Genomic DNA, 13,949 nt, shown 5'->3' with positions numbered 1-13,949 from the left:
GCCGCAATCCCCCTCCACCAGCTTCGCTGGTCCCCCTCCCCGCGAAGCGGGGAGGATTTAGTGTTGCTTGATGACGCTCAGGAACGCGTCGCCATAGGCTTGCAGCTTCTTTTCACCGATGCCGGTGATGCGGCGCATGCCGCCGATCGTCTGCGGGCGGTCGGTGGCCATGTCGCGCAGGACCGAATCGTGGAAGATGACATAGGGCGGCACGCCCGCCTCCTGCGCCAGTTCGCGGCGTTTGGCGCGCAGTGCCTCGAACAGCGGATCGCCGGTCGGGTTGGGCGTCGTGCCGCTGCCGCGCCGCCGCCGCTCGCGCTTCGGCGGGACGATCAGCGACAGCGTGTCGCCGCCCTTCAGCAACCCGCGCGCGGCGGGGCCGAATTCCAGCCCGCCATGGTCGTTGGCGCGGAGCGCATCGCGCAGTTGCAGTGCGCGGCCGACCGGTTTGAGCAGCGCGACCTCATCGTCATCGACGATGTTCCACACCGACAGGTTTTCGTGGCCGTTGGTCAGGCTGCGCTCGGTCGACTGGCCGGTCAGCACCTGTTCGATATAGGTCGCGCCGAACATCATGCCGGTGCGGAACACCGCCGAGAGATATTTCTGCGCGACCTGCGTCGCGTCGACCGCATTGGGCGGGGTCAGGCAATTGTCGCAATTGCCGCAAAATTCGGGCGGCGACTCGCCGAAATGGCGCAGCAGCATCGCGCGGCGGCAGCCGGCGGTCTCGACCAGCGCTCCGAGCGCGTTCAGCCGCTGGCGCTCGCCGGGCTGGCGGGCAGGCTCGACCTCGCCGATCCGCTGGCGCGCGCGGGCGAAGTCGTCGGCGCCCCAGAACAGGTGCGCGACCGCCGGATCGCCGTCGCGCCCGGCGCGGCCGGTTTCCTGATAATAGGCCTCGATCGATTTCGGCAGCCCGGCATGGGCGACGAAGCGCACGTCGGGCTTGTCGATTCCCATGCCGAAGGCGATGGTGGCGACCATCACCATGTCTTCGGACGCGACGAAGTCGTGCTGGTTGCGCTGGCGGACCGCGGGGTCGAGCCCGGCGTGATAGACGCGGACCGGGCGGCCGGTCTTGGCGAGCGCTTCGGCCAGCTTCTCGGTGCCGGCACGCGACTGGACGTAGACGATGCCGGGGCCGGGGGTGGCGGCGATCACGTCGGCGATCTGGCGCGTGCCCTGATCGCGCGGGGTGATGTGGTAGCGGATATTGGGCCGGTCGAAGCCGGCGACGATCAGCCCGTCCTGCGGAATGCCGAGCTGGTCGAGGATGTCGGCGCGGGTATGCGCGTCGGCGGTGGCGGTGAGCGCCAGGCGGGGGACGTCGGGGAACTGGTCGAACAGTGGGCGCAGCAGGCGGTAGTCGGGGCGGAAGTCGTGGCCCCATTCGCTGACGCAATGTGCTTCGTCGATCGCGAACAGCGCAAGGTTGCCGCGCGAGAGCAACTCGCGGAAATCGCTGCCCGAGGCGCGTTCGGGCGCGACATAGAGCAGGTCGAGATCGCCGTCGAGGAACCGACCACGCGTTTCGGCACGATTGTCGTCGGCGCTGGTCAGCGTCGCCGCGCGGATGCCGACCGCAGTCGCCGCGCGCAACTGGTCGTGCATCAGCGCGATCAGCGGCGAGACGACGACGCAGGTGCCCGGCAGCATCTGGGCGGGCAGCTGATAGGTCAGCGACTTGCCCGCGCCGGTCGGCATCACCGCCAGCGTGCGCTCACCAGCGAGCACGCGGTCGACCACCTGCCGCTGGACACCGCGGAAGTCGGGAAAGCCGAAGGTCGATTGCAATACGGGGATCGGGTCGAGCGCCATTGCCCTCCACCTAGGGACGCGAGGTGGCAGCGTCGAGGGTTAAGGCACCCGGACGGCGCGCCAGTTGTCGCCGGTAATCGCCGCCTCGCCGACCGTGCCGGTATAGCTGCGTCCGGCGGCGGTGAAGCGGATCGCGGTGCCGCGCAGGGTGCCGGTGACCGTCGCGCTGCCCATCGTGCCGGTCACGTCCTGGAACCGCTGATCGAAATGCAGCGGCATCTCGCGTCCGTCGGGCAGCATCGCCAGCCAGTTGCCACCGGCGACCGCCGGGACGATCCACAGATACACGCGGCGATCGGCAACCAGCCGTTCCGCGTCGGCGCGCCATTCGCCCATGTCGAAGGCGTGGGTGACGATCCGCGTGCCGGGGCGGAGTTCGGTGAGCAGGCGCGGGCGCAGCGCCATGTTGATCCTGGGCAACAGGTACATCGTGATGACGCTGGCGTCGCGCAGCGGCACGTCGAACAGATTGGCGCGGGTGAAGCGGGCGCGATCGGCCAGTCCGTAGAGCGCGGCGTTGCGGCGGGCGCGCTCGACCAGCGTGGCGTCGATCTCGACGCCGCTGGCGCGTGCGCCGAGGCGGGCGGCGGCAATCGGAATGCGACCGTCGCCTGACCCCAAGTCGATCAGCGTGTCGGTCGCGCCGACCTGCGCCATCGCCAGCATCGCATCGACGACCGGTTCGGGGGTCGGAACATAGGGAACGTCGTAATCGGGTTCGCGCGCGGCGATGCCCTGTCCGCGCAGGATGTCGCCCATGCCGTCGCCATAGGCGGTGGTGCAGCCGCCGAGCAGCAGTACCGCCGCCAGCAGCGCCCTCACGCGGTCGCCGCCGTCCGCAGCCAGGCGGCGGTTTCGGCCGGGTGGGTGACCGGGATCATGTGACCGCCGGCGATCTTCGTCAGGGTGGCGCCGGGGATCATGGCGGCGGTGCGGTCCCCCTGTTCCTCCGGGTTCAGCAGATGGTCGTCGCGGCCGTACAGGATCGCGACCGGCAGGGCGATCGATCCGTAGCGCGCGGCCATGCCGGATACGGCGCGGTTGGCGTCGTCGATCTCGAACGCGCCCGCCTGATAGCTGGAGGGGCGAAGCGCGACGAGGCCGCCGCCGCGGGTGCCGAAGTCCATCGGCACCGTGTCGGGGGCGAAGACATGCTTGGCGACGACCGGCCCGGTCAGGGTGGTGAGCGGTACGCCATAGGTCCATGCGGCCAGACCCCGGATCGGCGCGGGCGGCGCCTTGCCGCGGAAGATCGGCGGGATATGGTCCATCGGCTGGGTCAGCGGCGCGATGAGGGCGAGCCCACGGACCTTGCCCGGATGGTTGAGCGCGAAGGCCAGCGCGACCGCGCCGCCCATCGAGTGGCCGACCAGTAGCGGGCGATCGAGCCCCAGCGCGTCGATCAGGTCGGCGACCATGCGCGCCTGTTCCTCGATCGGCGGCTGGCTGCCATCGACGCTGCTATGCCCCCAGCCGGGCCGGTCGACTAGGATCAGCCGGTGATCGGCCAGTTGCGCGGTCAGCCCATAGGAGAAGTTGCGGAGCTGCCCGTACAGGCCGTGCAGCATGACCATGACCGGCCCGTCGCCGCCGGTATCGACATAATGCAGCCTCCCGCCCGGCACGTCGACGAAATCGCCATCGGCGGGCACCATCGCTTCGGAGGCGCTGGCGGCGAGCGCCGTCCACAGCGCGAGGCCGCCGCCGATCAGTGCCGTGGTCGTTGCCGCTTTTTTCAGCCTGTCGTTCATCGGTCACTCTCCCGCTTGGCCCTGGCCGATACGCTTGGGCGGCGGGGAGTGTCCATCGGATACGGTTTAGGCCTCGGCCAGTGCCGCCTCGCGCTCGGCGGCCTGGCGCGCCCACATTTCGGCATAGGTGCCGTTCGCGCGGAGCAGTTCGCCGTGCGAGCCGCTTTCGACGACGCGGCCGCCCTCCAGCACGACGATGCGGTCGGCATGGACCACGGTCGACAGGCGGTGGGCGATGACGATCGTCGTGCGGCCGCGCTCGATCGCTTCGAGGGTGGCGAGGATGTCGGCCTCGGTCCGGCTGTCGAGCGCGCTGGTGGCTTCGTCGAGGATCAGCACCGGCGGGTTCTTGAGCAGCGTGCGGGCGATGGCGACGCGCTGTTTCTCGCCGCCCGACAGTTTCAGGCCGCGTTCGCCGACGCGCGTGTCGAAGCCCTGCGGCAGGCTGGCGATGAACGGCGCGATCGACGCGCCCTGCGCCGCGCGGGCGATGTCGTCGGCGGTCGCATCGGCGCGGCCATAGGCGATGTTATAGCCGATCGTGTCGTTGAACAGCACCGTATCCTGCGGCACGATGCCGATCGCGCTGCGCAGCGACGCCTGCGCGACGGTCGCGATATCCTGTCCGTCGATGGTGATGCGCCCGGCGGTCGGATCGTAGAAGCGGAACAGTAGCCGGGCGAGCGTCGACTTGCCCGCGCCCGACGGCCCCACCACCGCCAGCGTCGTGCCGGGCGGAATGTCGAGGTCGATGCCGTTCAGGATCGTGCGGCCGTCGCCATAGCCGAACCCGACTCCTTCGAACCGGACATGGCCGCTGCTGACGGTCAAGGGCGGTGCGCCGGGGGCGTCGACGACCTCGGCCGGGGTGTCGATCAGGTCGAACATCGCGCCCATGTCGACCACCCCCTGCCGCACGGTGCGATAGACCATGCCGAGCAGGTCGAGCGGGCGGAAGAGCTGAGTCAGCAGCGTCGACACCAGCACGACGTCGCCCGCCGAGAATTGGCCACGCGCCCAGCCGAACACGACCAGCGCCATGCCACCGCCCAGCATCAGCGCGGTAATCAGCGCCTGCCCGATATTGAGCAGCGCCAGCGAGTTTTCGGACTTGACCGCCGCATCGGCATAGCTCGCGACGGCGCGGTCGTAGCGGGCGGCCTCGCGCTCCTCGGCGCCGAAATATTTGACCGTCTCGAAATTCAGCAGCGAATCGACCGCATGCGCGACCGCACCGGTGTCGAGGTCGTTCATCCGTTCGCGCAAGCTCGATCGCCAGTCGGTCACCCAGCGGGTGAAGGCGATGTAGAACACGACCATCGCCACCGTGCCGACGACCAGCCAACTGCCAAAGCGCGAGCCGAAAATCCATAGCACCAGCCCGAGTTCGAGGATGGTCGGCGCGATGTTGAACAGCAGGAAATACAGCATCGTGTCGATGCTCTTCGTGCCGCGCTCGACGACCTTGGTCACCGCGCCGGTGCGCCGTTCGAGATGGAAGCGCAGCGACAGCGCATGGAGGTGGCGGAACACCGATGCCGCCAGCCGCCGCGTCGCATCCTGCCCGACGCGTTCGAACACGACGTTGCGCAGATTGTCGAACAGCGTGCCGGCAAAGCGCGCGGCGGCATAGCCGGCGACCAGCGCCACCACCAGCCACAGCGCGTCGCGCGACCCCGCCGCCATGGTGTCGATCGCACCCTGCAAGGCGAAGGGCGCGCCGCGCACCTGCACGACCTTCGACGCGACGACCAGCGCCAGCGCGGCGACGATGCGCAGCTTCAGGCCGGTGGCGCCGGCGGGCCAGAGATAGGGGAGGAATCGGCGGAGGGTCGCCAGCATCGGCCGGGTCGGACCGGAGGCGGTTGCGGTATCGGGGGGCATTGCAAGCGTCATTTGGGGTACCGGGCGCGCCGGCGCAACGCTTCGTCGGAACAAGCGGCGGTCGAACGGATTGAAACAGGGCGAGGAGACGAGCGATGGCACCTCTGGTCTACGTGATGGCGATCCTGGGCTGCGGCGACGATGGCGCGACGTGCAGCCGCGAACGGGTCGCACCGGTCAGCTACCAATCGGTCGCGGAATGCCAGGCGGCGGTGCCGGCGATGCTCGCGCGCAACACCGATCTGTCCTATCCGGTCATCAGCGCATCGTGCGAACGCGGCGCCGCGCAGATCGCTAGCAGCCCGCAACGCACGAGGCGCAGCGCAGGCTGACGCTTGACGCCGAACTGGCTTCCGCATACTTACAGCGGTGTAAGTAACGGAGTCGGCGATGGCGACGCAGGGAATCGACACGGTGCAGCCGCTGCGCCGCGACTGGGGGACTGCTTGGGCGGCGCTCAAGCGGCTGCTGGCCGATGGTAATGATACGGTACAGGTGTTCCGCATCATGCGCGCGCTGAACGCCGATACCAGCCACCGCAACTATGCGCGACTGTTGCTCGAACCGGGCGGCGGGCGGATCGCCTATGACCGGGTCGAACTCACCCGGCGCTTTTCCGATCGCGCTTGGGTCGATGCGCTGCCCGAGGGTAGCGTCGGCGCGCATTATCGCGCGTTTCTCGATCGCACAGGTTTCTCGGCGCAGGGACTGGCCGATATCAGCTATGCCGATGGCGAAGGGTGGCAGGACGCGCCGCATCCGGTAGCGTGGTTCGGCCGGCGCGAACGCGACGTCCACGACATCTGGCACATCCTGACCGGCTACACTGCCGAGGAGCATCTGGGCGAGGCGTGTCTGGTCGCCTTTTCCTATGCGCAGACCGGTGGGCTCGGCTGGGCGGCGATCGGGCTGGGCGCGGCGCTCAAGTCGTTGCGGGTGACCGGCGAGCGAGCGTTCGCGAAGGCGGTGTGGGAAGGATATCGCCATGGCCGCCGCGCACGCTGGCTGCATGCCGAGGATTATGAGGCGCTGCTGGCCGAACCGCTCGACGCGGCGCGGCGGCGGCTGAACATCATCGAGCCTGTGGCCTATCATGCCGCGCAACAGCGGCTGCGCGAGCAGGGGTTGCAGGGGATTTAAGGACGGATTGGGCGTTCGCCCTCACCCTTCCGCGGCTGTGCCGTTCCCTCCCTCTCCCGTCGGGAGAGGGAAAGACGGGGTGCTTATTTTGCCAGTGCTGCGCTCGCCTTCGCCTCGCCGGCGTCGCGGACCGCCTTGGCGCGGGCTTCGGCCTGTTGCTCGACCAGCTTGGCCTCGTCGCGCATCGCGTCGGCGCGGACCTTCAGCCGTTCGGCGTCATAGCCGCCGGCCTGCTGCGCCTGGTTGAGCAGCCCTTCGGCCTCCACCTTCATCTGCGCGGTCTGGTTTTCGGCGGCAGCCTCGATCGCATCGGCTTCGGCATCGGCCTGATCGCGCAGCTGTTCGGCCTGCTGTTGCTGCGGGGTCTGCGATCCGCAGGCGGTGAGGGCGAAGGCGGCGGCAGCCGCGAGAGCGAAGCGGGTCATTGGGTTTTCCCTGTTCTAATTCGACAACCCCAATTCCCGGCGGCGCGGAAAGTTGCGTTCGTATAACATGGGCGCGGTCATGGCGGGTTCCGTCGGGCGGGGCGGGGCGGTAACGGTCGGTCGCAGATGCTGAACCGCCTGACCCTGACCGACTTTCGCAATCATGCGGCGGCGACACTCGAACCGGGACCGGGCTTCGTGGTGCTGAGCGGGCCGAACGGCGCGGGCAAGACCAATGTGCTGGAGGCGGTGTCGCTGCTGGCGCCCGGACGCGGGCTGCGCCGTGCCGCGCTGTCGGACATGGCGCGCGAGGGCGGGGCGGGCGGGTTCGGGGTCGCCGCCGAACTGCCCGGCGACGTGCGGCTGGGGACGGGGACGCAGGCCAACGCGCCCGAACGGCGGATCGTGCGGGTGAACGGGGCGGCGGCATCGGCGACGGTGCTTGCCGAATGGCTGTCGGTGCTGTGGCTGACCCCAGCGATGGATCGGCTGTTCGTCGAGCCGGCGGGCGAGCGGCGGCGGTTTCTCGACCGGATGACGCTGGCGCTGCTGCCCGGCCATGCCGCGCAGGCGACGCGCTATGATGCGGCGATGCGCCAGCGCAACCGGTTGCTGGCCGAGGACGTCGCGCCCGATCCCGACTGGCTGTCGGCGCTGGAGGCGCGGATGGTCGAACATGGCGTGGCGCTGGGCGCGGCGCGGGCCGAGTGCGTGGCGATGCTCGACGCACGGATCGCCGCGACGCCGCCCGCCGATTTCCCGCGCGCGGCGCTGGCGCTGGAGGGTTGGCATGGCGATGGCGCATTGTTCGCGCGCGAGCTGACGGCGGGGCGGGCGCGCGATGCGGCGGCAGGGCGAGCGCTTAGCGGACCGCACCGGGCCGACCTGATCGTCACCGATCGCGACCGGGGACAGGCGGCGGCACGCTGTTCGACCGGCGAGCAGAAGGCATTATTGTTGGGGCTGGTGCTGGCGCATGCCGAGCTGGTCGCCGAGCGCGCCGGGCGACCGCCGGTGCTGTTGCTCGACGAGGTGGCGGCACATCTCGACCCTGCGCGGCGCGCGGCGCTGTTCGCGCGGGCGGCGGGGGTGGGGCAGGTGTGGCTGACCGGGACCGAGGCCGGGCTGTTCGACGGGATCGCCAGCGATGCGACGCGGTTCCACGTCGCCGTTGGAAGCGTTCAGTCGACGGGCGCGTAGAAGCGCAGTTCGTTGGGGATTTTCTCAGGCGCTTCGCCATGCACCCGCGCCATCGCCGCCGCGATCGCATAGCCCAAGCCGGCGGTGTAGAAGGGTTTGGCGATGCAGCCGAGGATCAGTGGATGGTCGGCGACGTCCGGGCAATTGCCGCTGAGGAACAGGCAGGGGATGCCCCGCGCCGCCAGCGCGACCGCGACGGTCCGGCCCGAATCGCCCTGCGCGAGGCGCACGTCGCACAGCGCCAGATCGGGGCGATCGGCCTCCGCCAGCGCCAGCGCGCCCGCCTGCGTATCGGCGACGCCGGTGACGATATGGCCGTGCAGGGTCAGCGCATCCTCGACCAGCATCGCGACCAATGCCTCGTCCTCGACCAGCATGATCCGCAACCTATCCGGCATGGGCGCGCCCCGGAATGGAAAGGGTGAGACGATCGGTGCCGTTGCGGGTGATCGTGGCCCGCAATTGCCGCGACAGGCCGCGCACCAGCCGGCCGTCGTCGATCGCGGGCCGGGCGATGCCCATGGCCGGGCCGATCAGCGCGATCCGCATCGCATCGCCGCGCGCATCGATCGCGACCTGCGTCAGCGCGTCGGGATCGGGGTCGAGCATCGCATGGACCAGCAGCGCGACGGCGGCGGCCTGCTCGATCGGCAGACAGGCGGTGCCGTGCGCGGTGACCGCAATCGGGTCGCCATCGCCGCGTTCGGTGATCGCATCGAGCAGCGCGGCGATATCGATCGAGGTCGGCGTATCGGCGGCATAGAGCGGGCGGTGCGCGGCGGCCAGCACCTCCAGCCGGGCGGCGGCGGCGGCGAGCGCGGCCTTTGCCGTGTCGTCGACGGTATCCGCCGCACCCAGTCGGACGACGGCGACAGCGGTCTGCAACGCGTTGCGGACGCGGTGGTTGAGTTCGCCGAGCAGCCGTTCGCGGGTCGCGATCCCCTCACGCAACTCGGCCTCTATCTTCAGCCGGTATTTGGCGAGCGCGACATAGTGGCAGACGGTGTGGAGGAAGGCGAGTTCGTCGGCGTCGAACCGGTCGGTCCAGCGCCGGCCGAAGCCGAGCGTGCCGAGCAATGTCGATCCATGGACCAGCGGCGTGCAGGCATAGGCATCGATGCCGAGATCGCGGACGAAGCCGGTCAACGGGTCGTCCGACGTCTGCACGCAGAACGCCTGGATCGGGCGGCGCTCCTTTGCCGCATAGCCGCAAACCGCCTGTCCGACCTCCAGCCGCGCGCCGGCGGCGGCCTCCGCCTCGGTCAGGCCGGCATGGGCGACCAGCGTCAGGCCATCGGGGTCGAGCCGGTAGTTGAAGAAGACGTCGAGCCGCAATTCGTCGGAAATCAGCGCGAACAAATCCTCGACCATCGCCGCCGGATCGTCGGCGGCCAGCATCCGGTCGGCGGCTTCGCCCAGCAGGCGCAACTGGCGGCGCGGCAGGTTGTCGACCGGATCGGCAGGACGCGGACTGCCGGGAGTCGCGCCGAACGGGGCGAGATCGTTCATGTCCCGGCATGTACGGGCTTCACCCGGCGGATTCCATAGCGAAAACAGGCAAAACGGACCATGGCTTGACCATCGCGCCGCCCTCGCCTATCTGCCGCGGTGCAGCGACGCTTTTTCAGGCAGCGTGATCGGACCTTGATGGTTTCGGCTCCGCGTCGATGCTGAACCGGCTTCCCTAGTCACGCGGGTCGCAATTTTTTGCCCCGCCATTCGTGCGCCCATCGTGTGCGCTGCACGGATGCCGGACCTGTTTTATAGGAACTCTCATGTCCTTCCAGTCGCTCGGCCTGTCGAAGTCGATCCTCGACGCGCTCGCCGCCAAGAATTACGAAACCCCGACCCCGATCCAGCGCGACGCGATCCCGCTGGTCCTCGAAGGGCGCGACCTGCTGGGCATCGCCCAAACGGGTACCGGCAAGACCGCCGCGTTCGTGCTGCCCTCGATCGACTTGTTGGTGAAGGCGAATGTTCGTCGTCGCCCGATGCGCTGCCGGATGCTGGTGCTGGCGCCGACGCGCGAACTGGTCAGCCAGATCGCCGACAATGCCAGGGCTTATGCCAAGCACAGCAAGCTGACCGTCGCGACCGTGTTCGGCGGCGTGCCGGTCGCGCGCAACATCCGCGACGTAGCATCGGGCGTCGACATCCTCGTCGCGACGCCGGGCCGTCTGCTCGACCTGATCGACCAGAAGTGCCTGGGGCTGGGCGAACTCGAAATCCTCGTGCTCGACGAAGCCGACCAGATGCTCGACCTCGGCTTCATCCACGCGCTGCGCCGGATCGTGTCGATGGTGCCGAAGTCGCGCCAGACGCTGTTCTTCTCGGCGACCATGCCCAAGGACATTCGCGAACTGGCCGACAAGTATCTGACCGATCCGGCGACCGTGCAGGTGACGCCGGTGTCGTCGACCGCCGAGCGGGTCGAGCAATTAGTCACCTTCGTCCAGCAGACCGAGAAGCAGACGCTGCTCACGCTGTTCTTCCGCAATACCAAGATCGATCGCGCGCTGGTGTTCACGCGGACCAAGCACGGTGCCGACCGCGTCGTGAAGCTGCTGGCGGCGAACGGCATCGCGTCGAACGCGATCCATGGCAACAAGTCGCAGCCGCAGCGGGAAAAGGCACTGGCCGCGTTCCGCGACGGCACCGTGCCGATCCTGGTCGCGACCGACATCGCCGCGCGCGGCATCGACGTGTCGGGGGTCAGCCATGTGGTGAACTTCGAACTGCCCAACGTGTCGGAACAATATGTCCATCGCATCGGCCGCACCGCGCGTGCGGGTGCGTCGGGTGTGGCGTTCAGCTTCTGCGCCGATGACGAGCGGCCGTTCCTGAAGGGGATCGAACGGCTGACCAAGCAGAAGGTCGAGGTCGTGCCGCTGCCCGACGATTTCCTGCAGCAGAGCGCGCAGATCAAGGCGAGCCGTGCGCCCTATGCCCCCGACCGGCCCGAGCGGTTGCCCAGTGAGCGTGGCCCGGCGCGGCCGCGTGCTACCCATGCCCATGGCGCGAAGCCCGCGCATGGTCGCGGTGGTCCGGCGCGGGGCGGCCAGCCGCAGCGCGGCGAAGGGCAGGGCGGTGGTCGTCCGCCGCAGCGTGAGGCCGGTGCCGGTGGCGGCGGTCGTCCGGGTGGCGGCGGTCGCGGTCGCGGCGGTCGCGGCCGTGGCGGCGCACCGCGGGCCACGGCGTAACACTCCCAGATCCTCCCCGCTGCGCGGGGAGGATTTTATAGTTCGCGCAATGCCCTTGCCGGTCTTGCGCTCAGGATCGGCAGGGCGCCGAGCAGACCGATGCCGACGGTGACCCCGACCCCGGTCGCGAGCGTCAGGCCGATCGCGCGGTATTCGGGCAGCCATTCGAACGCGAACAGTTCGACCACGACATACCAGCCGCCGGCAATGCCGATCAGTGCCGCCAGCGCCGCGAGGATCGCGGCGAGCAGCAGATATTCGAGTGCCTGCGCCGCCAAAATCTGGCCGCGGGTGGCGCCGAGCGTCTTCAGGATCACCGAATCATAGGTCCGCGTCTCGCGTGCCGCGGCGATCGCGCCGACCAGTACGGCGATACCGGCGAGGATGGCGATGCCCGCCGCCGCGGCAATGGCGGTGGCCATTTGCGACACGATATCGCGGACCTGCCCGATCACCTCGCGCACTTCCACGACCGAGGTCGAGGGGAAGCGTGCCGAGAGCGCGCGCAGGATGGCGCGTTCGCGACCGGGTGGCATGGTGATCGTGGCGGCGAGGTTGTGCGGCACGTCGGACAGTGCGTTGGGGCTGAACACCATCACGAAATTGAAGCCCATATTGTCCCACGCGATCTTGCGCAGCGAGGCGATGCGAGCGGTGCGTTCCTGCCCGGCGACGCTGATCGTCAGCGGATCGCCGAGCTTCAGGTTCAGCGCCTGCGCCATGCGTTCGTCGACCGATACCAGCGGCGGGCCGGCATAGTCGGCGCCCCACCATTTGCCCGCGACCAGTTCGCTGCCGGGCGGCAGGGTACGGGCGAAGGTCAGGCCGCGCTCGCCGCGCAGCGCCCAAGCCCCTTCGGGAATGGTCTTCAGGTCGGTTACGCGGGTGTTGGCATAGGCGGTGATCGTGCCGCGCATCAGGGGCACGGTCTGGATGTCGGCGTCGGGCTGGAAGTTGACGATAGTTGCACGGAACGACGATTCCTGAGCCGGCGGCACGTCGAGCGCGAATAGCGCGGGTGCGCGGGCCGGGACGGTCCGTGCGATGTTGGCATCGAGGCTGGTGCGGATGGTCGCCAGCAGGACGAACAGGGTCAGGCCGAGGCCGAGTGCCACGACCAGTGCGCCGGTGCGCGCGCCGGGACGGTGCAGGGCGCTGACCGCAAGGCGCAGCAAGGGCCGGCGCGGGCGGGGCAGACGGGCGGCGCTCCAGCGGATCGTCCAGCCAAGTATCGATAATATCAAGAGAAGTCCGCCCGAAGCGGCCAGAAATGCCGCCCCGAACCAGGGGCGTTCGCTGGTCGACAGGACCAGCGCGACGATGCCGGCGAACGCCGCGCCCATCCATGCCGCCGCCTTCCACCGGGGCGGCTTGCGGCCGTCATGGACGCCGCGCAATAGTCCGGCGGCAGGGACTGCGCCTGCCGCCAACAACGGCGGCGCGGCGAAGGCGAGTGCGATCAGCAGGCCATAGGCGGCGGCCTGTAGCAACGGCAGGGGCTGGATGGCGAAGCGGGGCGCGACCGGCAGGACGTCGCCCGCGACCGCCACGATCAGCGGCACGGCGGCGACGCCGACGCCCAACCCGATGGCGATGCCGATCGCCGAAACTGCCATGATCTGAAGCAGATAGACGCGCGCAATCAGGCCCGAGGTCGCACCCAATACCTTGAGCGTGGCGATGCTCGACCGGCGGGTGGCGAGGTAGCTCGATACGCCGTTGCCGACGCCGATCCCGGCGATGACCAAAGCGGTCAGGCCGACCAGCACCAGAAATTCGCCCATCCGCGTCAGGAAACGTTCGGCCCCCGGTGAGGCACGGTCGCGGGTGCGGCTGTCCCAGCCCTGCGCCGGATAGCGGTCGGTAAACGCCTTGATCGCGGTTGCCGGGTCGTAGCGGCTGGCGATGCGGTACTTGCTTTCATACAGGCTGCCCGGCGCGATCAGGCCGGTACGCTGCAATCCCTCAGGCGACACCAGTGCCACGGCGCCCAGCGTGAACCCCTCGCTCAGACGGTCGGGTTCGTCGGCGATGATCCCGGCGACGGTGAAGCGCGCGGTGCCGAAGCGGACCGGGCCACCGACGCGCAGTTTCAACCGATCGACCAGCGCCGGCCCAACATAGGTTTCGCTCGGGCTGAGCGGGCGGGCGGTGCCGGTTTGCAAGGTCAGCGTGCCGTAGAGCGGGTAGTCGCTGTCGACCGCCTTCAGCTCGATCGGGGCCGTTTCCCCGCCGAAGTTGACACCCATCGATTGCATGCGCAGCGTTTCGGACACGCGGCCGAGCCGCGCCATCGAGCGGCGTTCGGCATCGGTCGCGGTCCGCTGCGATACCGAGAGTTCGAGATCGCCGCCGAGCAGGCTGCGACCACGGGCGGCGAGTTCGCCGGTGATCGATTGCGTCAGGCTGCCGATCGCGGCCAGCGCGCCGACGCCGAGGATCAGGCAGACCAGCAGCAGCCGGAGGCCGCGGAAGCGGGCATCGAGCTCGCGGCGGGCGAAGCGCCATGCGAGACGCCATTCGGTCAT

12 protein-coding genes are annotated in these 13,949 nt (G+C 69.3%); 4 read left to right on the top strand and 8 right to left on the bottom strand.

Annotated features, from left to right (window positions below; translation table 11 throughout):
* Positions 1-57 precede the first annotated feature (57 nt).
* The 4 genes from recQ to ACTHQV_RS16810 all read right to left on the bottom strand — a co-directional run bounded on the left by recQ (position 58) and on the right by ACTHQV_RS16810 (position 5,456).
* Positions 58-1,821, bottom strand: a complete 1,764-nt coding sequence (gene recQ, locus ACTHQV_RS16825) for a DNA helicase RecQ (RefSeq protein WP_440491892.1) — start codon at positions 1,819-1,821, stop codon at positions 58-60.
* Positions 1,822-1,860: 39 nt separating this feature from the next.
* Positions 1,861-2,643: a class I SAM-dependent methyltransferase gene (locus ACTHQV_RS16820; RefSeq protein WP_440491891.1), complete on the bottom strand. Its 783-nt coding sequence runs from the start codon at positions 2,641-2,643 to the stop codon at positions 1,861-1,863.
* Positions 2,640-3,572 (bottom strand): alpha/beta fold hydrolase, encoded by a 933-nt coding sequence (locus ACTHQV_RS16815; RefSeq protein WP_440491890.1) that lies wholly within the window; start codon positions 3,570-3,572, stop codon positions 2,640-2,642. Before ACTHQV_RS16815 ends, ACTHQV_RS16820 begins: the two co-directional genes overlap by 4 nt.
* Positions 3,573-3,638: 66 nt before the next feature.
* Entirely contained in the window at positions 3,639-5,456 is a 1,818-nt protein-coding gene (locus tag ACTHQV_RS16810) for an ABCB family ABC transporter ATP-binding protein/permease (RefSeq protein WP_440491889.1), read from the bottom strand.
* A gap of 95 nt (positions 5,457-5,551) precedes the next feature.
* Here ACTHQV_RS16810 and ACTHQV_RS16805 point away from each other — a divergent pair, with 95 nt between their 5' ends.
* The gene (locus tag ACTHQV_RS16805) at positions 5,552-5,788 is read left to right on the top strand and encodes a hypothetical protein (protein WP_440491888.1); all 237 of its coding nucleotides are present in this window, start codon (positions 5,552-5,554) and stop codon (positions 5,786-5,788) included.
* Positions 5,789-5,846: 58 nt separating this feature from the next.
* Entirely contained in the window at positions 5,847-6,596 is a 750-nt protein-coding gene (locus ACTHQV_RS16800; RefSeq protein WP_440491887.1) for a Coq4 family protein, read from the top strand.
* 83 nt (positions 6,597-6,679) lie between these two features.
* Here ACTHQV_RS16800 and ACTHQV_RS16795 read toward each other — a convergent pair whose 3' ends face one another.
* On the bottom strand, positions 6,680-7,021 hold the full coding sequence (locus ACTHQV_RS16795) for a hypothetical protein (protein WP_440491886.1): 342 nt from the start codon (positions 7,019-7,021) through the stop codon (positions 6,680-6,682).
* A gap of 126 nt (positions 7,022-7,147) precedes the next feature.
* Between ACTHQV_RS16795 and recF the strand changes: the two genes are divergently transcribed.
* Entirely contained in the window at positions 7,148-8,221 is a 1,074-nt protein-coding gene (recF, locus tag ACTHQV_RS16790; RefSeq protein WP_440491885.1) for a DNA replication/repair protein RecF, read from the top strand.
* Here the strand turns inward: recF and ACTHQV_RS16785 are convergent.
* Both ACTHQV_RS16785 and ACTHQV_RS16780 read right to left on the bottom strand, forming a co-directional pair.
* Positions 8,203-8,619, bottom strand: coding sequence for a response regulator (locus ACTHQV_RS16785; RefSeq protein WP_440491884.1), 417 nt, complete (start codon positions 8,617-8,619; stop codon positions 8,203-8,205). The two genes, recF and ACTHQV_RS16785, sit on opposite strands and share 19 nt — an antisense overlap.
* The gene (locus tag ACTHQV_RS16780; protein ID WP_440491883.1) at positions 8,609-9,730 is read right to left on the bottom strand and encodes a GAF domain-containing protein; all 1,122 of its coding nucleotides are present in this window, start codon (positions 9,728-9,730) and stop codon (positions 8,609-8,611) included. Before ACTHQV_RS16780 ends, ACTHQV_RS16785 begins: the two co-directional genes overlap by 11 nt.
* Positions 9,731-9,996: 266 nt before the next feature.
* Here ACTHQV_RS16780 and ACTHQV_RS16775 point away from each other — a divergent pair, with 266 nt between their 5' ends.
* Positions 9,997-11,421, top strand: coding sequence for a DEAD/DEAH box helicase (locus ACTHQV_RS16775; protein ID WP_440491882.1), 1,425 nt, complete (start codon positions 9,997-9,999; stop codon positions 11,419-11,421).
* A gap of 35 nt (positions 11,422-11,456) precedes the next feature.
* Here ACTHQV_RS16775 and ACTHQV_RS16770 read toward each other — a convergent pair whose 3' ends face one another.
* Positions 11,457-13,949: an ABC transporter permease gene (locus tag ACTHQV_RS16770; protein WP_440491881.1), complete on the bottom strand. Its 2,493-nt coding sequence runs from the start codon at positions 13,947-13,949 to the stop codon at positions 11,457-11,459.

It is taken from the genome of Sphingomonas sp. SAFR-052, assembly GCF_051965015.1.
In the GTDB taxonomy this organism is placed as follows: Bacteria; Pseudomonadota; Alphaproteobacteria; order Sphingomonadales; family Sphingomonadaceae; genus Sphingomonas.
The sequence above is the reverse complement of the archived record's forward strand: the minus strand, read 5'-3'. Positions and strand labels throughout refer to the sequence as shown.

Excerpts from the sequence above, each read along its gene's own strand:
- recQ (WP_440491892.1), bottom strand. The coding sequence starts at position 1,821 with ATGGCGCTCGACCCGATCCCCGTATTGCAATCGACCTTCGGCTTTCCC.
- ACTHQV_RS16815 (WP_440491890.1), bottom strand. The coding sequence starts at position 3,572 with ATGAACGACAGGCTGAAAAAAGCGGCAACGACCACGGCACTGATCGGC.
- ACTHQV_RS16810 (WP_440491889.1), bottom strand. The coding sequence starts at position 5,456 with ATGCCCCCCGATACCGCAACCGCCTCCGGTCCGACCCGGCCGATGCTG.
- ACTHQV_RS16805 (WP_440491888.1), top strand. The coding sequence starts at position 5,552 with ATGGCACCTCTGGTCTACGTGATGGCGATCCTGGGCTGCGGCGACGAT.
- ACTHQV_RS16800 (WP_440491887.1), top strand. The coding sequence starts at position 5,847 with ATGGCGACGCAGGGAATCGACACGGTGCAGCCGCTGCGCCGCGACTGG.
- ACTHQV_RS16795 (WP_440491886.1), bottom strand. The coding sequence starts at position 7,021 with ATGACCCGCTTCGCTCTCGCGGCTGCCGCCGCCTTCGCCCTCACCGCC.
- recF (WP_440491885.1), top strand. The coding sequence starts at position 7,148 with ATGCTGAACCGCCTGACCCTGACCGACTTTCGCAATCATGCGGCGGCG.
- ACTHQV_RS16785 (WP_440491884.1), bottom strand. The coding sequence starts at position 8,619 with ATGCCGGATAGGTTGCGGATCATGCTGGTCGAGGACGAGGCATTGGTC.
- ACTHQV_RS16780 (WP_440491883.1), bottom strand. The coding sequence starts at position 9,730 with ATGAACGATCTCGCCCCGTTCGGCGCGACTCCCGGCAGTCCGCGTCCT.
- ACTHQV_RS16775 (WP_440491882.1), top strand. The coding sequence starts at position 9,997 with ATGTCCTTCCAGTCGCTCGGCCTGTCGAAGTCGATCCTCGACGCGCTC.
- ACTHQV_RS16770 (WP_440491881.1), bottom strand. The coding sequence starts at position 13,949 with ATGACCGAATGGCGTCTCGCATGGCGCTTCGCCCGCCGCGAGCTCGAT.